At 67.4% G+C, this 21688-nt stretch carries 22 protein-coding genes and 1 tRNA gene; 15 read left to right on the top strand and 8 right to left on the bottom strand.

Annotated elements, in window-relative coordinates:
- Positions 1–7 precede the first annotated feature (7 nt).
- Genes ASD37_RS18735 through era form a run of 4 tightly spaced genes read left to right on the top strand, consistent with a single transcriptional unit; the run spans position 8 to position 3772 of the window.
- Complete coding sequence (locus ASD37_RS18735; RefSeq protein WP_056554508.1) at positions 8–1051, top strand: PhoH family protein; 1044 nt, start codon at positions 8–10, stop codon at positions 1049–1051.
- Entirely contained in the window at positions 1048–1584 is a 537-nt protein-coding gene (ybeY, locus tag ASD37_RS18730) for an rRNA maturation RNase YbeY (protein ID WP_056554505.1), read from the top strand. The genes ASD37_RS18735 and ybeY overlap by 4 nt, the downstream gene beginning before the upstream one ends.
- On the top strand, positions 1581–2864 hold the full coding sequence (locus ASD37_RS18725) for a hemolysin family protein (protein ID WP_056554502.1): 1284 nt from the start codon (positions 1581–1583) through the stop codon (positions 2862–2864). The genes ybeY and ASD37_RS18725 overlap by 4 nt, the downstream gene beginning before the upstream one ends.
- A complete protein-coding gene (gene era / locus ASD37_RS18720; RefSeq protein WP_056554500.1) occupies positions 2861–3772 on the top strand; it encodes a GTPase Era in 912 nt (303 codons plus the stop codon). The genes ASD37_RS18725 and era overlap by 4 nt, the downstream gene beginning before the upstream one ends.
- A 3-nt stretch (positions 3773–3775) precedes the next feature.
- Here the strand turns inward: era and ASD37_RS18715 are convergent, their stop codons facing one another.
- Positions 3776–5233, bottom strand: a complete 1458-nt coding sequence (locus ASD37_RS18715) for an amidase (protein WP_056554498.1) — start codon at positions 5231–5233, stop codon at positions 3776–3778.
- 77 nt (positions 5234–5310) lie between these two features.
- Between ASD37_RS18715 and recO the strand changes: the two genes are divergently transcribed.
- From recO to ASD37_RS18695, 4 genes are read left to right on the top strand one after another with little or no spacing between them, the layout of a single operon-like run.
- Positions 5311–6162 (top strand): DNA repair protein RecO, encoded by an 852-nt coding sequence (gene recO, locus ASD37_RS18710; protein WP_056555464.1) that lies wholly within the window; start codon positions 5311–5313, stop codon positions 6160–6162.
- A complete protein-coding gene (locus tag ASD37_RS18705; RefSeq protein WP_056554496.1) occupies positions 6101–6994 on the top strand; it encodes a decaprenyl diphosphate synthase in 894 nt (297 codons plus the stop codon). The genes recO and ASD37_RS18705 overlap by 62 nt, the downstream gene beginning before the upstream one ends.
- Positions 6991–7386: a hypothetical protein gene (locus ASD37_RS18700; protein WP_056554493.1), complete on the top strand. Its 396-nt coding sequence runs from the start codon at positions 6991–6993 to the stop codon at positions 7384–7386. The genes ASD37_RS18705 and ASD37_RS18700 overlap by 4 nt, the downstream gene beginning before the upstream one ends.
- Positions 7383–7784: an NUDIX domain-containing protein gene (locus ASD37_RS18695; RefSeq protein WP_056554489.1), complete on the top strand. Its 402-nt coding sequence runs from the start codon at positions 7383–7385 to the stop codon at positions 7782–7784. Before ASD37_RS18700 ends, ASD37_RS18695 begins: the two co-directional genes overlap by 4 nt.
- Here ASD37_RS18695 and ASD37_RS18690 read toward each other — a convergent pair.
- Positions 7777–8181 (bottom strand): Fur family transcriptional regulator, encoded by a 405-nt coding sequence (locus tag ASD37_RS18690; protein ID WP_056554486.1) that lies wholly within the window; start codon positions 8179–8181, stop codon positions 7777–7779. The two genes, ASD37_RS18695 and ASD37_RS18690, sit on opposite strands and share 8 nt — an antisense overlap.
- Positions 8171–8611 carry a metalloregulator ArsR/SmtB family transcription factor gene (locus ASD37_RS18685; RefSeq protein ID WP_056554480.1) on the bottom strand — a complete coding sequence of 147 codons (441 nt, stop codon included), beginning with the start codon at positions 8609–8611 and terminating at the stop codon, positions 8171–8173. The genes ASD37_RS18690 and ASD37_RS18685 overlap by 11 nt, the downstream gene beginning before the upstream one ends.
- Positions 8612–8626: 15 nt before the next feature.
- Here ASD37_RS18685 and ASD37_RS18680 point away from each other — a divergent pair, with 15 nt between their 5' ends.
- Both ASD37_RS18680 and ASD37_RS18675 read left to right on the top strand, forming a co-directional pair.
- Positions 8627–10066 (top strand): glycine--tRNA ligase, encoded by a 1440-nt coding sequence (locus ASD37_RS18680; RefSeq protein ID WP_162253281.1) that lies wholly within the window; start codon positions 8627–8629, stop codon positions 10064–10066.
- Positions 10067–10232: 166 nt separating this feature from the next.
- Entirely contained in the window at positions 10233–11120 is an 888-nt protein-coding gene (locus tag ASD37_RS18675; RefSeq protein ID WP_056554475.1) for an endonuclease domain-containing protein, read from the top strand.
- A gap of 70 nt (positions 11121–11190) precedes the next feature.
- On the opposite strand, the gene ASD37_RS18670 is transcribed toward ASD37_RS18675, so the two are convergent.
- The gene (locus tag ASD37_RS18670; RefSeq protein ID WP_056554472.1) at positions 11191–13206 is read right to left on the bottom strand and encodes a TPM domain-containing protein; all 2016 of its coding nucleotides are present in this window, start codon (positions 13204–13206) and stop codon (positions 11191–11193) included.
- A 72-nt stretch (positions 13207–13278) separates the two neighbouring features.
- Between ASD37_RS18670 and ASD37_RS18665 the strand changes: the two genes are divergently transcribed.
- From ASD37_RS18665 to ASD37_RS18655, 3 genes are read left to right on the top strand one after another with little or no spacing between them, the layout of a single operon-like run.
- A complete protein-coding gene (locus tag ASD37_RS18665) occupies positions 13279–14559 on the top strand; it encodes a deoxyguanosinetriphosphate triphosphohydrolase (protein WP_255354925.1) in 1281 nt (426 codons plus the stop codon).
- 4 nt (positions 14560–14563) lie between these two features.
- Positions 14564–16498: a DNA primase gene (gene dnaG / locus ASD37_RS18660; protein ID WP_056554468.1), complete on the top strand. Its 1935-nt coding sequence runs from the start codon at positions 14564–14566 to the stop codon at positions 16496–16498.
- A 55-nt stretch (positions 16499–16553) separates the two neighbouring features.
- Positions 16554–16841, top strand: a complete 288-nt coding sequence (locus ASD37_RS18655) for a hypothetical protein (RefSeq protein WP_056554465.1) — start codon at positions 16554–16556, stop codon at positions 16839–16841.
- Here the strand turns inward: ASD37_RS18655 and ASD37_RS18650 are convergent.
- Positions 16838–17077, bottom strand: a complete 240-nt coding sequence (locus ASD37_RS18650; RefSeq protein WP_056554462.1) for a hypothetical protein — start codon at positions 17075–17077, stop codon at positions 16838–16840. The genes ASD37_RS18655 and ASD37_RS18650 overlap by 4 nt on opposite strands.
- Positions 17078–17246: 169 nt before the next feature.
- On the opposite strand from ASD37_RS18650, the gene ASD37_RS18645 reads away from it, so the two are divergent.
- A tRNA-Asn gene (locus ASD37_RS18645) sits at positions 17247–17319 on the top strand.
- Between the two features lie 16 nt (positions 17320–17335).
- On the opposite strand, the gene ASD37_RS18640 is transcribed toward ASD37_RS18645, so the two are convergent.
- A complete protein-coding gene (locus tag ASD37_RS18640; RefSeq protein ID WP_056554459.1) occupies positions 17336–19282 on the bottom strand; it encodes an acyl-CoA dehydrogenase in 1947 nt (648 codons plus the stop codon).
- 103 nt (positions 19283–19385) lie between these two features.
- Between ASD37_RS18640 and ASD37_RS18635 the strand changes: the two genes are divergently transcribed.
- Complete coding sequence (locus tag ASD37_RS18635; protein ID WP_056554456.1) at positions 19386–20117, top strand: VIT1/CCC1 transporter family protein; 732 nt, start codon at positions 19386–19388, stop codon at positions 20115–20117.
- 6 nt (positions 20118–20123) lie between these two features.
- Here the strand turns inward: ASD37_RS18635 and ASD37_RS18630 are convergent, their stop codons facing one another.
- Entirely contained in the window at positions 20124–20753 is a 630-nt protein-coding gene (locus ASD37_RS18630; RefSeq protein WP_082570244.1) for a hypothetical protein, read from the bottom strand.
- A gap of 458 nt (positions 20754–21211) precedes the next feature.
- Entirely contained in the window at positions 21212–21676 is a 465-nt protein-coding gene (locus ASD37_RS18625; protein ID WP_082570243.1) for a MarR family winged helix-turn-helix transcriptional regulator, read from the bottom strand.
- Positions 21677–21688: the final 12 nt, after the last annotated feature.

The following is a 21688-nucleotide window of genomic DNA, read 5'->3' as shown; positions in this document are numbered from 1 at the left end:
ACACCACGTGACGCCCCGCGAGACGACCGCCGCTGTCAACAGCACAGCCTCGGACAGCACCGTGCGAAGCAACATAAGTGTTCCGCCCGACTTGGTGGTGGGGCTGCTCGGCTCCGCCGACGAAAACCTGCGCGCGCTGGAACGCCTGCTGACCGCCGACATCCACGTGCGAGGCAACGCCGTGACCCTGTCCGGTGAGTCGGCCGACGTGGCCCTTGCCGAGCGGGTCATGACCGAGTTGATCGCCGTGGTGGCCGGCGGGCAGACGCTGACCCCCGAAGCCGTGCGGACGAGCGTCGGCATGATCACCGGCGTCGGCAACGAGTCACCCGCCGACGTGTTGACCCTCGACATTTTGTCGAGGCGTGGCAAGACGATTCGGCCCAAGACGCTCAACCAGAAGCACTACGTCGACGCGATCGATTCGCACACCATCGTGTTCGGCATCGGTCCTGCCGGTACCGGCAAGACCTACCTGGCGATGGCCAAGGCGGTCAACGCCCTTCAGACCAAGCAGGTTTCGCGCATCATCCTCACCCGCCCCGCGGTGGAGGCCGGCGAACGCCTCGGCTTCCTGCCAGGCACGCTGAGCGAGAAGATCGACCCCTACCTGCGACCGCTGTACGACGCGCTTCACGACATGATGGATGCGGAACTGATCCCAAAGTTGATGAGCGCGGGCGTGATCGAGGTTGCGCCGCTGGCGTACATGCGCGGCCGGTCGCTGAACGACGCGTTCATCATCCTCGACGAGGCGCAGAACACCACGCCGGAGCAGATGAAGATGTTCCTGACCCGGCTGGGCTTCGGGTCGAAGATCGTCGTCACCGGCGACTCTACGCAGGTCGACCTGCACGGCGCCAAGTCCGGGCTCACCGCCGCGATGGAAATCCTCGATCACATCGACGACATCCACTTCTCCGAGCTCACCAGCGCCGACGTCGTCCGGCACCGGCTGGTGTCGGAGATCGTGGACGCCTACGCCACATCCGAAGCGCACACGGCCAACAGGGCCGACCGGCGGTCGGGCACCGGTAGGCAGCGCCGATGAGCATCGAGGTCTCCAACGAGTCCGGCATCGACGTCGCCGAGAACGAATTGGTCAGCGTCGCACGGTTCGTCATCGCCAAGATGGACGTCAACCCCGGAGCCGAACTGTCCATGGTGCTGCTCGACACCCCCGCGATGGCCGACCTGCACATGCGGTGGATGGACCTGCCTGGGCCGACCGACGTCATGAGTTTCCCGATGGACGAGCTGGAGCCGGGTGGTCGTCCCGACGCCCCGGAGCCCGGTCCGTCGATGCTCGGCGACATCGTGCTGTGTCCCGAGTTCGCCGCCAAACAGGCTGAGAAGGCCGGACATTCACTTGGTCAGGAACTTGCGCTGCTGACCGTGCACGGAGTGCTGCACCTGCTCGGGTACGACCACGCCGAACCCGACGAGGAGAAGGAGATGTTCGCCCTGCAGCGCGAACTCCTCGAGGAGTGGGTGGCCGACCAGGTCGCCGCCTACCACCAGGATCAGCAGAGCGAAAAGGACCGCAGGTTGTTGGACAAGTCGCAGTTCTTCGACCAACCGTGAGCGCCTTCGCCTCTCTGATCGGCGCGCTGGCGCTCATCGCGCTCGGCGGTGTGTTCGCCGCGGTGGACGCCGCCATCAGCACGGTGTCGATCGCCAGGATCGACGAAATGGTCCGCGACGAACGTCCCGGCGCTGCGCGACTGGCCCGCCTCACCGACGACCGCCCCCGCTACATCAATCTCATCGTGCTGCTGCGCATCACGTGCGAAACGGCTGCGACCGTCCTCCTCGTCGCGTTCCTCTACGAAGATCTCGGCTTGAAGTGGGGTCTGCTCGCGGCCGCGGCCATCATGGTGGTCGTCAGCTTCGTCGCGATCGGCGTGGGGCCGCGCACGCTCGGCAGACAACATGCGTACAGCATCGCGCTGGGTGCAGCCCTTCCGCTGCAAGCGATCTCGGTGCTATTGACCCCGATCAGCCGGCTTCTGGTGCTGGTCGGCAACGCGCTGACCCCCGGCGTGGGCTTCCGCAACGGCCCGTTCGCCTCGGAAATCGAGTTGCGGGAGGTCGTCGACCTCGCCCAGCAGAGCGGCGTCGTCGCCGATGACGAGCGACGAATGATCCAGTCGGTCTTCGAACTCGGCGACACCCTGGCCCGCGAGGTGATGGTGCCTCGCACCGAGATGGTGTGGATCGAATCGGACAAGACCGCAGGCCAAGCGACCTCACTTGCGGTGCGCAGCGGGCACTCTCGGCTACCCGTCGTCGGCGAGAACGTCGACGACATCGTCGGAGTCGTCTTCCTCAAGGACCTCGTCGAGCAGACGTATTACAGCAACGGTGGCATCGACACCCGGGTTGGCGAGGTGATGCGCCCACCGGTGTTCGTCCCCGACTCGAAACCCTTGGACGCGCTGCTGCGTGAGATGCAGAAGGACCGCAATCACATGGCGTTGTTGGTCGACGAATACGGGGCGATCGCCGGGCTGGTCACCATCGAGGACGTGCTCGAGGAGATCGTCGGAGAGATCGCCGACGAATACGACACCGACGAGGTCGCGCCCGTCGAAGACCTCGGCGACAAGCACTTTCGCGTCAGCGCTCGGCTGCCGCTGGAGGATCTCGCCGAACTGTACGAGCTGAACCTCGACGACGACCTCGACGTCGACACCGTCGGCGGTTTGTTGGCCCATGAACTGGGTCGCGTGCCGTTGCCTGGCGTCGAGGTGACGTGGGACGCGCTGCGCCTGCGAGCCGAAGGTGGTCGTGACCACCGCGGCCGGGTGCGCATCGGCACCGTCCTCGTCAAACCCACTGAGCAGGAAGAAGAAGACCAATGAGCGAATTCCGCTCCGGCTTCGTCTGTTTCGTCGGCCGGCCCAACACCGGCAAGTCGACGCTGACCAACGCCCTGGTCGGCGCCAAGGTCGCGATCACGTCCAACCGCCCACAGACCACGCGGCACACCATCCGCGGCATCGTGCACCGTCCCGACTTTCAAATCATCCTCGTCGACACCCCTGGGCTGCACCGGCCGCGGACCCTGCTGGGTGAGCGCCTCAACGAGCTGGTGAAGGCCACCTACTCCCAGGTCGACGTGATCGGTCTCTGCATCCCCGCCGACGAGACCATCGGGCCCGGCGACCGGTGGATCTACGAGCAGATCAGGGCCGTCGCGCCGCGGACCACGTTGACGGTCCTCGTGACGAAGATCGACAAGGTCTCCAAGGAGAAGGTTGCCGCGCAGCTCCTCGCCGTCAGCGAGCTGACCGGCGGCACCGCCGAGATCGTCCCCGTCTCGGCCATCACGGGGGAGCAGGTCGACCTCCTCACCGGGGTGCTCGCCAAGCAGTTGCCCCCCGGCCCGGCGTTCTACCCGGACGGGGAGCTGACCGACGAGCCGGAGGAAGTCCTCATGGCCGAGCTGATCCGCGAGGCCGCGCTGGAGGGCGTCCGCGACGAGCTTCCGCACTCGCTGGCGGTGGTGATCGACGAGGTCGAACTGAGGGAGGGGCGCTCGGAGGAACAGGGGGACCTCATCGACGTGCACGCCATCCTCTACGTCGAGCGGGACTCACAGAAGGGCATCGTCATCGGCAAGGGCGGGGCCCGCCTGCGCGAGGTCGGCACGGCTGCCCGCCACCAGATCGAGACGCTGCTCGGCACCAAGGTCTATCTGGACCTGCGCGTCAAGATCGCGAAGAACTGGCAGCGTGACCCCAAACAACTTGGGCGGCTTGGCTTCTGACGTTTACTCCTCGGGAGTGCCCCACCACACGTCGGGCTGGTCGGCCCGCCACGCGCCGGCCGCCTCGAGCGCGGCGGCCAACGACACCAGCAGCGGCTCGCTGCCCGCGGGTCCCATCAGCTGAACGCCGATCGGCAGCCCGTCCGAGGTGAACCCGGCGGGCACGTTGATCGACGGCCACCCCAGAAGGTTCCACGGCCACGTCACGGGGCACGCGCGGATCATCGCGCGGTCGGTGGACAGCCCGCCGCGCTCGTCGAAGTCGTGCACCCTCGGGGGAGGAAGAGCCGTCGTCGGGGCGAGGACCACGTCGGCGAGGTTGAAGATCCAGCCGATGCGACGCTGCGACTCGGTTTCACGGCGGCGGGCGTCGCGCAGGATCTTCTCCGACAACAGCCGACCCGTCCGCATGTTGGCGGTGGTGCGCTTGTCGAACGTCACCCCGGGTCCCAGCCGGTGGGCCCACTCCACCAGCCCCGACGTCGAACGGGACAGGAAGTTCCACGACGTGCGGAGGCCGTAGTCGGGATCAGCGGCACGCACGGTGTGGCCGAGGTGCTCGAGCTGTTCGGCCATTCGCTCCATCGCCGCCAGGATCTCGGGGTGAAGGGTGGCGCGAAAGCCGGTGAAGGGAAACTTCGTCGACATAGCCACGGTCAGCGGGCCTGGTGGCTGGCTGACGTACTCGGCGGCGGTGACGGGGGCCGGCTTGTGCAGGTCTCCCTCGGCGTTTCCCGATGCGGCGTCGAGCACCAGGGCCGCGTCGACGACCGTGCGGGCCAGGACGCCGTTGACGGTGATCCCGTTGAACGCCTCGGGCAGTGGCCAGGTGGAGATGCGGCCGCGTTGCGGCTTGATGCCGACCAGATGGGTCCAGGCCGCCGGGATCCGCACGCTGCCCGCGCCGTCCGATCCGATGGCTGCCGTGACCAGTCCGGCGGCCACTGCGGCAGCGCTGCCGCCCGAGGACCCGCCGGGGGTGTGCTCGGCCGACCAGGGGTTGCGGGTGTGTCCGAACGCGGGTCCGCTGGTGAACGGCCACTGGCCGAGTTCGCAGGTGTTGGTCTTTCCGACGATGACGGCGCCCGCGGCGCGCAGCCGACGGACGACCTCGGCGTCGGCGGTGGCCGGTGCCACCTCACCCGAGGTACCGAAGCGGGTCGGGACACCTGCGACGTCGACGTCGTCCTTGACGGCGATCGGGATTCCCAAGAGGGGGAGATCTTGTCCCGCAGCGCGTTTGCGGTCGGCCGCGGCGGCGTCGGCGAGGGCTTGCTCGGTCAGGACCACGCGGAAGGCGTTGAGCGTGGACTGACTGGCCTCGATGGCCTTCAACGATCGGGTCGTCAGGTCGACGGAGGTGACTTTGCCGCTGGCCAGCCGGTACTGCAGCTGGGTCAGGGTGGGCAGGTGCTTGCCGGGGGACCGTGTGCCGGCCCCGTTGAATGAGGTGTCTGACATTTGACTCGAGAATATCGGGCCGCGCCGTCGCGGCGTGGTCGGCGCGGCTCGTCGGACCAAGGTGGAAGACTGTGCTGATGCGGTTGTACCGGGATCGAGCGGTCGTGCTGCGCCAGCACAAGCTCGGCGAGGCCGACCGGATCGTGACGCTGCTGACCCTCGAGCACGGCTTGGTCCGTGCCGTGGCCAAGGGTGTGCGGCGGACCCGCAGCAAGTTCGGGGCCAGGCTCGAGCCGTTCGCGCACATCCACGTCCAGCTCTACCCGGGCCGAAACTTGGACGTGGTCACGCAGGTGCAGGCCATCGACGCGTTTGCCAGCGACATCGTCAGCGAATACGGGCGGTACACCAGTGGGTGTGCGGTGCTCGAGACGGCCGAGCGGCTGGCCGGTGAGGAACGTGCCCCGTCTCCGGCCTTGCACCGGCTCACCGTTGCGGCGTTGCGTGCGGTCGCCGACGGCACCCGCCCGCGTGAGCTCGTCCTCGACGCATATCTGTTGCGGGCCATGGGCATTGCGGGCTGGGCGCCCTCGCTCACCGAATGCGCGCGCTGCGCGGCACCGGGGCCGCACCGGGCGTTCCACGTCGCCGCGGGCGGCAGCGTGTGCATGCACTGCAGGCCGTCCGGTTCCGTGACGCCGCCACAGGGCGTGATCGACCTGATGTCCGCCCTGCACGACGGCGACTGGCCCGCTGCCGAGGCGTCGACGGCGTCGTATCGTAGCCAGGCCAGCGGACTGGTGGCCGCGCACCTGCAATGGCATCTCGAGCGTCAATTGCGCACTTTGCCGCTGGTCGAGCGTACGTACCGCGTCGACCGCACGGTCGCCGAACGACGAGTTGCCCTGTTCGGGCAGGATGAGGCACATGGCTACGACAAGGGGCAGGGGCAAGAAGGAGACTTACCCGCAGTTGCCTCCGGCGCCTGACGACTATCCGACGTTCCCGGACAAGTCCTCGTGGCCGGTGGTGTTTCCGGAGCTACCGCCGGAAACCAACGGCAAGTTCTCTCGACCGCCGCAACACACGTCCAAGGAATCGGCCCCGCTGATCCCGGCGGGCCAGGTGCCCAACCACGTCGCAGTGGTGATGGACGGCAACGGCCGCTGGGCCACCCAGCGAGGGCTCGGACGCACCGAAGGCCACAAGATGGGCGAAGCGGTGCTGATCGACATCACCTGCGGCGCGATCGAGATCGGCGTCAAGCACCTCACCGTGTACGCCTTCTCCACGGAGAACTGGAAGCGGAGCACCGAAGAGGTGCGATTCCTGATGGGCTTCAACCGTGAGGTGGTGCGTCGCCGTCGCGAAAACCTCAACGCGATGGGCGTGCGGATGCGGTGGGTCGGGTCGCGGCCGCGCATGTGGAGCAGCGTCATCAAGGAGTTCGACATCGCCGAGCAGATGACCGTCGGCAACGACGTCATCACCATCAACTACTGCGTCAACTATGGCGGTCGGACCGAGATCATCGAAGCGGCACAGGAATTGGCGCAGCTGGCGGTCGACGGCAAGGTCAAGCCCAGCAGGATCAACGAGGCCGCGTTCGCCAAACACCTTCACCGCGACGACATTCCGGACGTCGACCTGTTCATCCGCACGTCGGGTGAACAACGGGCGAGCAACTTCCTGCTGTGGCAGGCTGCCTACGCCGAGTTCGTCTTCCAGGAGAAGCTGTGGCCCGACTACGACCGGCGTGACCTGTGGGAGGCGTGCATGGAGTACGTCAACCGCAACAGAAGGTTCGGCAGAACCGAATGACGAGTCTGCTGGAACGGTTGACCTCAGCGCTGGGGGAGGTGACGACGCTCGTCGAGGAGTCCGACGGCGCCCTCACCGTCACGGTGGACGGTCTGGTCGCGTCGCTACGGGTGGTGGTGATCGCCGACGGCCTGGAGATGGTGTCGCTCACCCAGCCGTTGGCGTGGGATCTGCCGCTGTCCAACGAGATTCGCGACCGGGTGGCCGAGCAGGCCGGCATCGTGATGCTCGGGACGGTGACGCTGGTCGAAAAGCTCGCCGACGACAAGGTCGCAGACGTGATGCTGCGCTACAACTTTCCCGCCGCGGGCCTGTCGGAAGAGGCGTTGCGTACGTTGATCCTGTTGGTGCTCACCACCGGCGCCGAGGTCCGGCGCGTCCTGACCCAGTGAGTGTCATTCGCATCGTCGCGGCCGTGGTCCTCGACGAACGCAACCACGTGCTGGTCGTCCGCAAACGGGGCACGTCGGCGTTCATGCAGCCGGGCGGCAAGATCGAGCCGGGCGAAGAGCCCCTTGAAGCGCTCGTCCGCGAGGTCCGCGAGGAACTGGGCACCGGCGTCGACGAATCCTCGGCGCGCATGCTCGGTCGGTTCACCGCGGCGGCGGCCAACGAGCCGGGCTACGTCGTCGACGCGGATCTGTTCCTGGTCAGTCTCGACGGTGTGCCGAAGGCGGCCGCGGAGATCGAGGAAGTCATGTGGGTCGACCCGCATTCGGCGGACGACGTCGAGCTGGCTCCGCTGACTATGCAAACGGTCTTGGCGCTGGCGCGCGACGGCGTCAGCTGACGGTCGAGGCGCAGTCCGCACACACCCCGAAGATCTCGATGGTGTGGCTGACATCGGAAAAACCGTGCAGCGCAGCAACTTCGGTCGCCCACGACTCCGCGGCGGCGCCCTCCACCTCGACCGTCGTGCCGCACGTTCGGCACACCAGGTGGTGGTGATGGTGGTCCGAGCATTGGCGGTAGACCGATTCACCCGAATCGGTGCGCAACGTGTCGAGCAGTCCGGCGGCTGCCATCGACTGCAGCGTGCGGTAGACGGTGGTCAGGCCGATGCCCTCGCCGCGGCGACGCAGTTCGTCGTGCAACTCCTGGGCTGACCGGAATTCCTCCACGTTGTCCAGCAGCGCCGAGATGGCGGCTCGCTGACGTGTGGAGCGGACGGCAGTACTACCGCTCATGGGGCGCGCCTCCTTCGTGTTCGTGTGAATACTCGCCAGCGTGGGCGACCGCGGCCAGCACGATGTCGCTGAGGTGATGGTCGACCAGGCGGTACCGCACCTCGCGGCCGCTGCGCTCCCCGGCGACGACGCCTGCGGACTTCAGGATGCGTAGGTGTTGGCTGACCAGGGGCTGAGCCACGGCGAGCACGTCGACCAGCTCGTGGACGCACCTGGAGGATTCCCGCAGCTGCAGCACGATCGCGATGCGGACCGGTGCGGCGAGCGCCCGCAGCAGGTCGCCGGCGTGGTCGAGGACCGGTCGTGGCGGCACGTCGTGGGCGGGGGCGGCGCCGTGCACGTGATCGGCGTGCTCCCCGTCTGACAGTGCGCCGTCGCCCAATGCCGAGTCGGCCGGGGTCGGCACGGTGGATTTGGAAACCGTTTTCATTACGGCCCAGAATACATGCGTCGACGCGCATGTCAATCGACCCTTCGTGGCCCGCTACGCTGTTCACCCGTGGCCTCCATCATCGACACCGTTGCCAATCTCGCGAAGCGCCGTGGACTCGTCTACCAAGCGGGCGAGATCTACGGCGGCACCAAGTCGGCGTGGGACTACGGCCCGCTGGGCGTCGAGCTCAAGGACAACATCAAGCGGCAGTGGTGGCGGTCGGTCGTCACCAGTCGTGAGGACGTCGTCGGGCTCGACAGCTCGATCATCCTTCCGCGTGACGTATGGGTGGCCTCCGGCCACGTCGCGACGTTCAACGACCCGCTGATCGAATGCCTGAACTGTCACAAGCGGCACCGGCAGGATCACCTGCAGGAGGCGTACGCGCAGAAGAAGGGTCTCGACGACCCGGATGCCGCGCCGATGGCCGAGATCGTGTGCCCGGACTGTGGCACCAAGGGCCAGTGGACCGAGCCCCGCGACTTCAACATGATGCTGAAGACCTACCTCGGACCGATCGAGAGCGAAGACGGTATTCACTACCTGCGCCCCGAGACGGCCCAGGGCATCTTCGTCAACTTCGCCAACGTGGTGACGACGTCGCGACGCAAGCCGCCCTTCGGCATCGGCCAGATCGGCAAGAGCTTCCGCAACGAGATCACCCCCGGCAACTTCATCTTCCGCACCCGCGAGTTCGAGCAGATGGAGATGGAGTTCTTCGTCGAACCCTCGACTGCCCCTGAGTGGCACCAGTATTGGATCGACGCGCGGCTGCAGTGGTACGTCGACCTCGGCATCGACCCGGACAACCTGCGGCTCTACGAAACGCCGAAGGAGAAGCTCGCGCACTACTCGGATCGCACCGTCGACATCGAGTACAAGTTCGGCTTCCAAGGCAACCCGTGGGGTGAGCTCGAGGGCGTCGCCAACCGCACCGACCACGACTTGTCCAACCACTCAAAGGCTTCCGGCACCGACCTGTCGTTCTACGACCAGACCACCGAGGCTCGCTACACGCCGTACGTCATCGAGCCGGCCGCCGGACTGACGCGGTCGTTGATGGCGTTCCTGATCGACGCGTACCACGAAGACGAGGCGCCAAACGCCAAGGGTGGCATCGACAAACGCACGGTGTTGAAGCTCGACCCGAGGCTCGCGCCGGTCAAGGCCGCCGTGCTGCCGCTGTCGCGAAACTCCGACCTGTCGCCCAAGGCAAAGGATCTCGCCGCCGAGCTCCGCAAGTCGTGGAACATCGAGTTCGACGACGCTGGCGCGATCGGTCGCCGGTACCGACGCCAGGACGAGATCGGTACGCCGTTCTGCGTGACGCTGGACTTCGACTCCCTCGAGGACCACGCCGTGACCATCCGCGAGCGCGACGCGATGACCCAGGAGCGCGTGTCGATCGACGCGGTCTCGGACTACCTCGCCGTGCGCCTCAAGGGCTGCTAGCTCTCTTTTCTTTTCCCGCGAGCGTGCGTGTCTGCGGGCGACACGCCGTTGCAATGTCGAAGGTTGCGCACGCTCGCGCCGAGCGGACTATCCACAGACGACGGTTCATCCCCAAATGTCGCGGCGGCTCTGGTCGTCGGTCGCCAGCTGACCGACGATCGGCTGCGTGCCAAACGATCTCGCCGATCTCTTCAACGGGCAAGCAGGCGTTGCGACGACGGGTCAGCTGCTGACCGTATTGAGTCGCAGCCAACTCGACACCCGCATCCAGCGGGGTGATCTGGTCAAGGTGTGGCCGGGGGTCTACAGCCGCGTGGAACCCGATACCCACGTCCGACTGCGCGGTCTGGACCTTCGGGCGGGCGAGCCCGTCGCTCTCTGTCTCTCCAGTGCGGCGGCCGCCTTTGGCTTCGACACCGAGGGCGTCGACGACCTTCACGTGCTGAATCCACTTGGGCATCAGCTGCGCAACTCCGACGGTCTGGTGGTGCACCGACGCGACGGAGCGCCGCTGAGCGAGGTCGAGGGCAGGCCGGTGACGGAGCCTGGATGGACCGCAGTCGAGGTGGCTCGCGGACTACGTCGTCCCCGCGCCTTGGCCACCCTGGACGCGGCGCTGCGCAGCGGAACGTGCGGTCGACGCGACCTGGTTCGCGCCGTGATGAAACAGGCCGGACGACGGGGGATCGTGAACGTCCGCGACCTCGTTCCGCTGGCAGACCCGGCGGCGGAGTCACCGATGGAGAGCGAGGCCAGGTTGATGATGGTCGACGGCGGCCTTCCGAAACCGGAACTGCAGTACGAACTCGTCGACCGGAGCGGTCGGTTGTGGCGGCTCGACTTTGCTTGGCCGAGTGTGAAATTGGCCGTCGAGTACGACGGGTTCGATTGGCACAGCGACCCGGAGAGCTTTCGCCGTGACAGGCAGAAGCGCGCAGCCCTGCGCGAACTCGACTGGCACGTGATGTCGATCGTGTCCGACGACGTGCGGCGGCGGCCCTACGACACGGTGCGGCAGATCAAGACCGAGCGCGAGCGCGCGTGGGCCGCGTGAGCGTGCGCGAAGTCCGATCGAAAGGCGGCGTGTCGCCCGCAGACACGCACGCTCGCGCCAAGGGGGGAAATTAAAACCGGCCGCCGCCACCGCCCCAGTCGCCGCCCGACCCGCCGAACGATCCTGGGCTCCAGTCTCCGCCGCCGCCCCCTCCGATACCGCCGCGCAGCGCGCCGGACAACAAGTTGCCGATGAGGATGCCGCCGAGGATGGCGCCGGTGTTGCCGCCTCCGCGGCCGAATCCGCCGCCGTGGCGTCCGGTGTACTGCCGCTGGGCGTTGCTGACGTCGGCGTTCGCCATCGTCTGGGCTTGCACCGCCAGCATCGCGGCGCCGTTGGCGTGCTTAATGGCCTGCGACGGGTCGGTCGCGCCGATCGACTGGGCGGCCTGCAGTTGCCGCACTGCCTCCGCCAGCCGGGTGCGGGCCTCTGGCCCGACGCTGCCGCGGCGGGTGTCGACGAAGTCCGACACCGAACGCACCTGCGACTGTGCGCTGAACAGCGCCTGGTCTAATGCGCGCTTCAGCCGGGCCGCGGCCTCGACCTCGTCGCTGATCACCGCGAGCAGCTGATCGAGGGTGGCGTCGGCCTTGGTCAGCTGGGTGAAGGTGCCCAGCGGATCGGCGGTGCCGGCGTTCTGCGCGTGGACGACCGCCGCGACGGCCTCGTCGCGGGCGGTGCTCAACTCGGCGGCACGCGGAACGCCGCCACGGGCCAGGTGACCGGACGCGGCGGTGATGCCGTTCTGGATGTCGGCGATGGCCGCGGGCATTTCGGCCACCGCCCTGTTGATGTCGGTGGACGCACTGTCGACCGCGTCGAGCAGCATGCGGGCCTGGCCAAGCGCGGACTCCGCCGACCGGATGGCGTCGACCAGTCCGGCCTGGCTGCCCGCGGGTTTGGCGACCAGCGCCCGCGCCTGGCTGATGCTCTGATCGGCGAATGACAGCCGCTGCTTGGCGTGCTCGACGTTGTCGGCGATCGACGCCAGCGCCGTCTCGGAGAACTGCGAGTGCAGCACCTCGAGGGTCCGGTCGGCGGGTTCGATGCGCGCCGACAGGTCGACCATCTGCTGGGTGAGGATGTCGAGCCGGTCGGGTGCGTTGATGACCAGGTCACGCAGCTTTCCGAAGGCCTCGCGCTGCGCCTCGAGCTCGTCGTCGGCCCGCGCGGCCGCGACGATGACGCGCGTGAGCAGATCGCGCCGCTGCTGCGGCGTCTCGGGGATGGTGTCGTCGAGAATCTGCCGGACGTTGAACGCTTGTGTCAGTGCCGTTTTCGCGCCCTCGACGGCCTTGGTGAACGGGGCGGTGTCCCGCTCGCCGAATTCCTCGACCGCCAGGGTCAATTCGTTGTCGCTGGTGCGTACCGCGTTGTCGACCTCCACGACGATCGACCTGGACAGGTCGTCGAGCGCGTCGAGTGACAGCGACGACAGTGCGTTCGGGTCGGCCGGGTCGACCCGCTTGGCGGCGGCGAACTCGGCCTCGCGGCGCTTGCGTCGCCTGCCCCGCTGCCACATCAGCAGCGCGACCACCGCCAGGGCGATGACGACGAGGAAGATGGCAATGCCCACCCACGACACGCTCCCGGTCGACGAACCGTCGTTCTTCAGCCCGGTGGCGGCGACGGTCGCGGCGCCTGCCCAGTCGCCTTGGCGCAAGGCCGGTTCCACCTCGTTGCGCCGGAGCTTGTCCTGATCGGCGTTGCTCATGATGGCGGTGCCCGCCAGCAGTGCGTAGTCGCGGTCCTGGGTGGCGACGGCGAAGATCGCGTCCTGGTCGGGCTGGAAGTTGTTGATCTGCATGGCCCGTTGAGCCCAGGCCACCCCGGTCTGCCCGGAGAAGGTGTCGACGTAGACGACCCACAGTCGGACGCGACGGGCCGTGTAGAGGTCGTCGACTGCGGTCTTCACACCGCTCAACGCGCCGGCGTCCAAGACCCCGGCGTCGTCGGTGACGTAGTCGGTCAGCCGAAGGGGCGGCGCGGCGTTGGCCGTCGGAAGGTTGGGCGTCAGCAGTGCGCCAACGGTCAGCACCGCGAGAAGCATGCTGAGAAGGCGGGCTGCCCTTGGATTCCTGCGCATGACCGCCAATGTAGTGCGCCACGGCCGACGGGCACCCGAGACCGCGTGACCGCCCTGGCAGACTGTGCGTCGGTGGCGCAACATCAGAACGGTTCCGCGGATCGTTACTCGGACTTCGACCTACAGCGGATGGTGGTCGAGGCGCCGAAGAGTGCTGCCCTGGCGGGGACCGACACCGAGCGCCGCACCGACTTCGCGCGGGACCGTGCCAGGGTGCTGCACAGTGCGGCGTTCCGGCGGTTGGCTGACAAGACGCAGGTCGTCGGGCCGCGGGAGGGTGACACGCCGCGGACGCGGTTGACGCATTCCCTCGAGGTGGCGCAGATCGGCAGGGGGATGGCCGTCGGCCTTGGCTGCGATCCCGACCTGGTCGACCTGGCGGGGCTGGCGCATGACATCGGCCATCCGCCGTACGGGCACAACGGCGAACGCGCGCTCAACGAGATATCGAAGGCCTTCGGCGGCTTCGAGGGCAACGCGCAGAACTTCCGCATCCTGTCCAGGTTGGAGCCCAAAGTCCTTGACGACCAAGGACGATCGGTGGGACTGAACCTGACCAGGGCGTCGCTCGACGCGGTGACGAAGTACCCGTGGCCGCGCGGTGACCGCAAGAAGTTCGGGTTCTACGACGACGACGCCCACTGGGCCGCCTGGTTGCGCGACGGTGCGCCCGAGGGCAGGCCGTGCTTGGAAGCCCAGGTGATGGACTGGGCCGACGACGTCGCCTACTCGGTGCACGACGTCGAGGACGGCGTGATCTCCGGGCGCATCGACCTGCGAGTGCTTGCCGACACCGACGCGGCCACCTCGTTGGCCCGCCTCGGCGCCGAGTCGTTCGACGCCGTGCGCTCCGACGACCTGCTCGCTGCCGCGCAGCGCCTGTCGCAGATACCCGTGGTGGCGGCGGTCGGCAAGTACGACGGATCCGTCGCGGCCTCGGTCGCACTCAAGCGGTTGACCAGTGAACTGGTCGGCCGGTTCGCCAACGCGGCGATCACGGCGACCAGGGACGTGGCAGGCGCCGGTCCGCTGGTGCGCTTCGACACCGAGCTCGCGGTGCCCGCACTGGTGCGTGCCGAGGTCGCCGTGCTGAAGATGTTGGCCCTGCAATTCATCATGTCCGACCATCAGCACCTGCAGGTCCAGGCCGATCAGCGCACCCTCATCCACGAGGTCGCCTTGGCGCTGTGGGCGCAGGCGCCGAGCAGCCTCGACCCGCAGTTCGCCCCCGAGTTCGTGGCGGCCGCCGACGACGGGGCCCGGCTGCGGGTGGTCATCGACCAGATCGCGTCCTACACCGAGGGACGGCTGGAACGCGTGCACTTGGCGCGCTCGCCCCGGCCCTTAGACTGAGCCGGTGGCAGTAGGCAGGAGCGATGGGACGCGGGGCGGGCGGATTCCCGACCGCGACATCGCGGCCATTCGCGAAAGCACCCGCATCGAGGACCTCGTCGGCGACTACGTGCAGCTGCGGCGCGCCGGTGCGGACTCGATGAAGGGGCTGTGCCCGTTCCACGACGAGAAGTCACCGTCGTTCCACGTCCGTCCCAACCACGGTCACTTCCACTGCTTCGGCTGCGGTGAGGGCGGTGACGTCTACGCCTTCCTGCAGAAGATCGAACACGTCAGCTTCGTCGAGGCCGTCGAGATGCTCGCCGACCGGATCAACTACACCGTCACCTACACCGGTGGCTCGACCACCAACGTGCAGAGGGACAAGGGCAGCCGCAGCAGGCTGATCGCCGCCAACGCCGCCGCCCAGGCGTTCTACGCCGAGGCGTTGCAGTCCGACGAGGCCGCACCGGCGCGGCAGTACTTGATCGAACGCAACTTCGACGCGGAAGCGGCCGCGCACTTCGGCTGCGGATTCGCGCCCTCGGGCTGGGACACCTTGACGAAACACTTGGTGCGCAAGGGTTTCGAGTTCAAGGAGCTCGAGGCCGCGGGGTTGTCGATGGAGGGTCGCCGCGGGCCACGGGACCGGTTCAACCGACGCTTGCTGTGGCCGATTCGGGCCAGCAGCAACGAAGTCATCGGGTTCGGTGCGCGCCGGATCTTCGACGACGACACCATGACAGCCAAGTACCTGAACACCCCGGAAACGGTGCTGTACAAGAAGTCCAACGTCCTGTTCGGACTCGACCTGGCCAAGCGCGACATCGCGAAGGGGCATCAGGCCGTCGTCGTGGAGGGATACACCGACGTCATGGCCATGCACCTGGCTGGCGTGACGACGGCGGTCGCGTCGTGCGGCACCGCCTTCGGCGAGGAGCACCTGTCGATGCTTCGTCGACTCATGATGGACGACAGCTTCTTTCGCGGTGAGCTGATCTACGTCTTCGACGGTGACGCGGCGGGCCGCGCGGCGGCGGTCAAGGCCTTCGACGGCGAGCAGAACCTCTCCGGTCAGTCGTTCGTCGCCGTCGCGGACGAGGGCATGGACCCGTGCGATCTGCGGCTGAAGTCCGGTGACGCCGCCCTGCGTGATCTGGTGGCTCGGCGAACCCCGTTGTTCGAGTTCGTGATTCGCACCGCGCTGGCCGACCACGACCTCGACAGTGCCGAAGGCCGGGTATCCGCACTTCGTCGTTGCGTGCCGATGGCAGCGCGAATCAAGGACCCCACCCTGCGCGACGAGTACGCGCGTCAGCTCGCCGGCTGGGTGGGCTGGGACGACGTCGCCCAGGTCATCGGCAGGGTGCGTGAGACGGCCAAGGCAGGCGGCGCCGCGCAACGCCGCGACGTCCGTCGCAGTGCCGCTGCGGCCGCCTCGACGGACGCCGTCGTCGTGGCCCGGCCCGATCCGAAGGATCCGACGCTGTGGCCGCAACGCGATGCGCTCAAGGCCGCGCTGCAGTACCCGGCGATCGCGGGGCCCGTCTTCGACACGTTGACCGTGGAGAGCTTCACCCATCCGGCGTATGCGGCGGTGCGCGGCGCGATCACGGCCGCGGGCGGCATGTCGGCGGGCGGTTCGGGTGGACAGTGGATCGACGCGGTTCGTGAGCAGGCGGCCTCACCGCACGTGGCAAATCTGATCAACGAGCTGGGCGTCGAGGCGTTCCGGGTCGAGGACGACGATCGGTTGCCCCGCTACATCGGCGGCGTGCTGGCCAGGTTGCAGGAAGTGTGGGTCGGCAGGGAGATCGCCGAGATGAAGTCCAAGCTTCAGCGCATGTCCCCGGTGGACAACGACGAGGAGTACAACGCGCTGTTCGGCGACCTGGTCGCCATGGAGACCTACCGGCGCAGCCTGCTGGAGCGGGCCAGCGGCGACGACCTTACTGCGTGAGTCGCCGCGTCGCGCTATGGTGAGCTCGCCGTCAGTTCCAACGGAAGGGCACCTCATGACCATCAGCGCACGCCGCATCGCCACTGCGGGAGCCCTGGCGGCTGCCGCCGTCGCCGCTCCGCTCGCGATCGCGTTCACCAGCGGCGCAGGTCAAGCCGTCGCCGCACCGTGTCTGGCCACCGTCACCACCAACGGCTCCGATCCCGTGTGCGTGGGGTACTCCAACGGAAACCCGACCAACATCGGAACGCCGAACTTCGGCACCTTCGGACCCAACAACGGTCTCGGCGTCTCGACGGGCAACCTGGCCCCCGGTCAGACCTGGCGTCAGCCGATCGCCTAGCGGCTCTTTCCTGGCTGCCACACCGCCGTCTCGGCGTCGATGGGCGTCAGCGATCCGATCGACGCATCGGGTGACACCCTGTCGGCGATCTTGCGTCGACCCGCATCCAGCACGGCCTTGGTGGCCGGGCTGCCCGTGACCGCACGGAACGTACTCGAGATCTGTTCGTAGCGGCGTCTGCCTGCCTTGGCGCCCAAAACGTACCCAACAGCCATGACGGCGGCGACGCGGATCACGGGGTCCCTCTCTCGCGGTAGTGCATTGGTTCCATCCTGCCTCGTGCGCCCGAGTGGTGAGAGAACGAGCCCGTCGGCCCCAGCTCACCTGCCCGATATCGGACTTCCGGAGTCCATGCGCTAGAGTCAACGCTCGGTCAGCGTGCACGTCCCGCGGACCGAGTGCTATTCCCCTGTAGCTCAATTGGCAGAGCAGCCGACTGTTAATCGGCAGGTTCGTGGTTCGAGTCCACGCGGGGGAGCTTTACCTCTGTAGCTCTACTCGGCGTTCTGCTCCTCGTGCTCGTCGGCGTCGGGGATGTGCTCCGGGTGCAGCATCTCGGCGTAGCGCAGCTGCTCGGGAATCCCGAAGCCCTCGACCAACAACTCGGCGTGGGGGCGCAGCTTGCGGCAGCGGTCGTTGATGCCGCGGGTGACGGCCTTGGAACGCTCGACCGACAGGAATCGGTGCTCGATGAACCACGACTTGTCGTCCTCGATCACCGACAGCGCATAGAGGTCGCACACGACCCCGAGGATCTCGCGAGCCTTCTCGTCCTCACAGGTGTCGATGCCGGCGACGAACGCCTCGAGGATGATCCGGTCGACGTGTGCCTTCGCGGCGTGCAGCACGTGGTCCTGGACGGAGTTGAAGGCGTCGAACGGCGACATCTCCTTGGACTTGCCCTGCAACCGCCGCGCGACGGACGCCAGCATGTACTCCTCGCGGTCCTCGAACATCTTGACCTGCGTGCCGCGGTTGAACAGCGAGCCCTCTTCTTCGTTGTCCTGACGCGTGTCGACGATCGTCTGCATGATGGTCTGCGCTGCGGTGCGCTTGAGCACCCGCTCGCCGGCGAAGTTGGCGGCGAACCGCACCCACTGCGCCGGGCTCATGCCCTTAACGTCGTCGGCGTAGGCCGTCAGCAGTTCCTTGGCGACCAACTGGGTCAACACGTGGTTGTCACCCTCAAAGGTGGTGAACACGTCGGTGTCGGCCTTCAGGGCGATCAGCCGGTTCTCGGCCAGATAGCCTGCGCCGCCGCACGCTTCGCGGGCCTCCTGGATGGCGCGCGTCGCGTGCCAGGTGTTGGCGGCCTTCAACCCGGCGGCGCGGGACTCGAGCTCGCGCTGCTCCTCGGCGTCCGGGTCGTCCGAGGTCTGGAGCTCGTGACACTTGGCCACCAGCTCGTTCTGGGCGAACTGCAGGGCGTAGGACTTGGCGATCAGCGGGAACAGCCGGCGCTGGTGCACCAGGTAGTCCATGATCAGCACCTCCTCCTCGGCGCCGGGGGCTTCGAACTGCCTGCGCTCCAGGGCATACCGCGTCGCGATGTCGAGTGCGACCCTGGCGGCGGCGCCGGCGCTGCCGCCGACGGTGACGCGGCCGCGGATCAGCGTGCCGAGCATGGTGAAGAAGCGGCGGCCGGAGTTCTCGATCGGTGAGGTGTACGTGCCGTCCTCGGCGACGTCGGCGTACTTGTTGAGCAGGTTCTCCCGCGGGATCCGCACCTGGTCGAACTGGATGCGGCCGTTGTCGACGCCGGGAAGTCCGCCCTTGTACTGGCAGTCCGACGTCGTGACGCCGGGGAGGTCGTTGCCCTCGTCGTCACGGATGGGCACGACGAAGCAGTGCACGCCGTGGCCCTCACCCTTGGTGATCAGCTGCGCGAACACCGCGGCGACCCGGGCCGTGTTCGCGGCGCCGCCGATGTAGTCCTTGCGGGCGGACGGGGTGGGGGAGTCGATGACGAACTCTTGGGTCTCGGGATCGTAGGTTCCCGTGGTCTCGAGCGCCTGCACGTCGCTGCCGTGCCCGGTCTCGGTCATCGCGAAGCAGCCAAGCAGCTCCAGGTCGATGAGCTTGCGGACGTAGGCGTCGTGGTGGCGTTTGGTGCCGAGGTTCTCGATCGCGCCGCCGAACAGGCCCCACTGCACCCCGGCCTTGACCATCAGGGACAGGTCGGACATCGCGAGCATCTCGATCTGGGTCACCGCGGCCCCGACGTCGCCGTTGCCGCCGTGCTCCTTCTTGAAGCCGTCCTCGGCGGCGCCGTTGGCGGCCATGATGCGCATCTGCTCGGTGACCTTGGTACGGGCGATCACCGTGTTGGGCGTGTAGTGCGGCTTGAATACCTCGGAGGAAAGCTCCTCCCGCATCCGGTTCTTCATGTCGCGCCAACGACCGTCGAGGGCATTACGAAGGTGATCCGCAGTGGTGGTCATAGTGGTCACGTTAACCTCCGAAACCCGCCGTGAAACTGTGATGTGGCAAACCCAGGCCATCCTCATCGAAACCCGTTTCCGCGGTTGGCGTTGAATCATCGGCATGACCGATCCGGACGCCGTGCCGTCACTCGCCGGGATGCCCCATCAGATCGACCACCGCCACCCTGACGTCACTGGCGGCTGGCTGCGGGCTGCCACATTTGGGGCGATGGACGGCCTGGTCAGCAACACGGCGCTGATCGCGGGCGTCGCCGCCAGCGCCAGCACGCAGGCGGTGGTGCTCGCCGGCGTGGCAGGCATGCTGGCTGGTTCGTTTTCGATGGCACTCGGTGAGTACACCTCGGTGACGACGGCCAACGAGCAGGTGGAGTCCGAGGTTCTGGTCGAGCGCCGCAGCTTTCGCATGTACCCGGACGAGGAACAGGCTGAGCTCGTCGGGACGCTGACCGGTATGGGCATGAGCGTCGAGACCGCGACCAAGGCCGCCGAGGAACTTCACCGGGACGAGACCCGCGCGTTGAACTTCCACCTCGTCCAGGAGTTGGGCGTCGACCCGAACGAGAAGCCGTCACCGTGGGTGGCAGCGGGGTCGTCGTTCGCGATGTTCGCGATCGGCGCCGTCATCCCGCTCATCCCGTTCCTGCTGGGTTACTCGTCGCTGTGGCTCGGATTGGCCTGCGGTGGGCTCGGACTGCTCGTCGTCGGTGGGGTCGCGGCACGCGTCACCAAGAAGCCGCCGTGGGTGGGGTCGTTGCGGCAGTTGGCCTTTGGCGGAATAGCGATTGCGGTGACCTACTTGGTAGGGCACTTGATCGGGGCGGCGGTCAGCTAGCCGCGGTCAGCTCGGCTCGACGCCGAAGCCGCCGCGGAGGTCCTTGCGGGCGGCGGCGATCGTGCGGTCGCACAGCGCCAGCAGCGCGTCGACGTCGAGGTCCGATTCTTCGCCGAGTCGCTTGAGCCATGCCGCTTCTTCGCTCTTGAGGGCGTTCCACTCCTGTTGGTCGTCGCAGGGCGCGACGAGTTGCTGCTTGCACGTGTCCAGTTGTGTCAGCGAGTAGCCGTGGTCGCGGAACTGTCGGTCCCATTCGTCGAGTAGTAGTTCGGTGAGCTGGCGGACGGGCTCGGCGGCGTAGATCAGCACCTCTGCCACACCGTCGTCGAGGCCGAGGCGACCGCGAAGTTCGTACAGCTCTTCGATCGCCTCGGACCGCCGCTGCTCGACGGTCTGATGGGCGCCGGCAAGCGGTTCGGCGCCACGCCTGACGCGCATGGTGGCCGAGAGGAGGGTCTTGAGGGCGACCTTCTTCTCCTCGCCGGCCCGCTGCTCGAAGTCGAGCACCAGCGCGTGCTCGCGGTCGTCGCGCTTGCTTCTGACGTCGATGCGCTTGGTCCAGATGGCCACCGTCGCGGTCGACACGACCGACACCACGGGCACGAGGACGGTCGCGAGGGCGGTCAACCAGGTCATGGTGGTTCAGTGTGCCCGACCGGCGCGGTGCCGGCGCTGTCCGGGGTGCGGCCGTCACCTCGTACGTGTACAGCACAGTTCCCAATGTTGGGAATTTGCTGGAGCAATCGTCGCGGCGACGCTATCGTGGCCTTTAGTTACCTGGCCCAGCCCCCGTCGCTGGCCTCAGGAGGTTTGCGGGAGCTGTGTTTTCGATTCACGGGGGTGAAGTATGGCAAACGGCAGCAAAGTGCAGTCGACGGGCGACCTCAGTTCGATGCGGAGGATCACGGGAGCCGCCGCCGCTCTCGACGCGGCACGGCGGAGCGGGGTCGACGCCGCGGTGTGGAAGGCGGAACGGGATCTACAGGATGTCGTCCGGGCGGCCCGTGGCCCCGGGTTCTGGCAATCGGTGGGTAAGGCCGTGAGGGTCAGTCGGCGGCGTTCCGATCGTCGATTGGGTTGGCGGAGAGCCGCTTTCAGCGGTCCTGGGTGGCGTCGGCGAGTATTGCCCGCATCACCCGGACGGCCTCGGTGAGGGATTGGCGATCGTCTGGGTCGAGGCGCGCGAGGTAGGGGTCGACGACGGCGCTGCGGTCGGCGCGCACGCGCGCCAGCACGTCGCGGCCCTTCGCGGTAATGCTGATCAGCACTGCTCTGGCGTCGGCTGGGTCGGTGACGCGCGAGACGAGCGCCGCCTCCTCGAGCCGACGAACCTGCGTCGTCATGGTGGGCTGTGAGCAGTGGTCGAATGCGGCAAGGTCGGAGATGCGAGCCGCGCCCTGGTCCTCGATCGTGGAGAGCAGTCGGGCTTGGGCGAACGGGAGTTTCATCTTGACCCGCTGGGTGGCGAGCCGGTTGAGTCGGGCGACCACGGACAGCAGATCCGCGGACAGCGTGTCTGCCGGGGCGTGCGTGGCGGGGCGCGATGACATGCCAGCCATTTTACATAGGAC

Source organism: Mycobacterium sp. Root135, from assembly GCF_001426545.1.
GTDB lineage: Bacteria > Actinomycetota > Actinomycetes > Mycobacteriales > Mycobacteriaceae > Mycobacterium.
The sequence above is the reverse complement of the archived record's forward strand: the minus strand, read 5'-3'. Positions and strand labels throughout refer to the sequence as shown.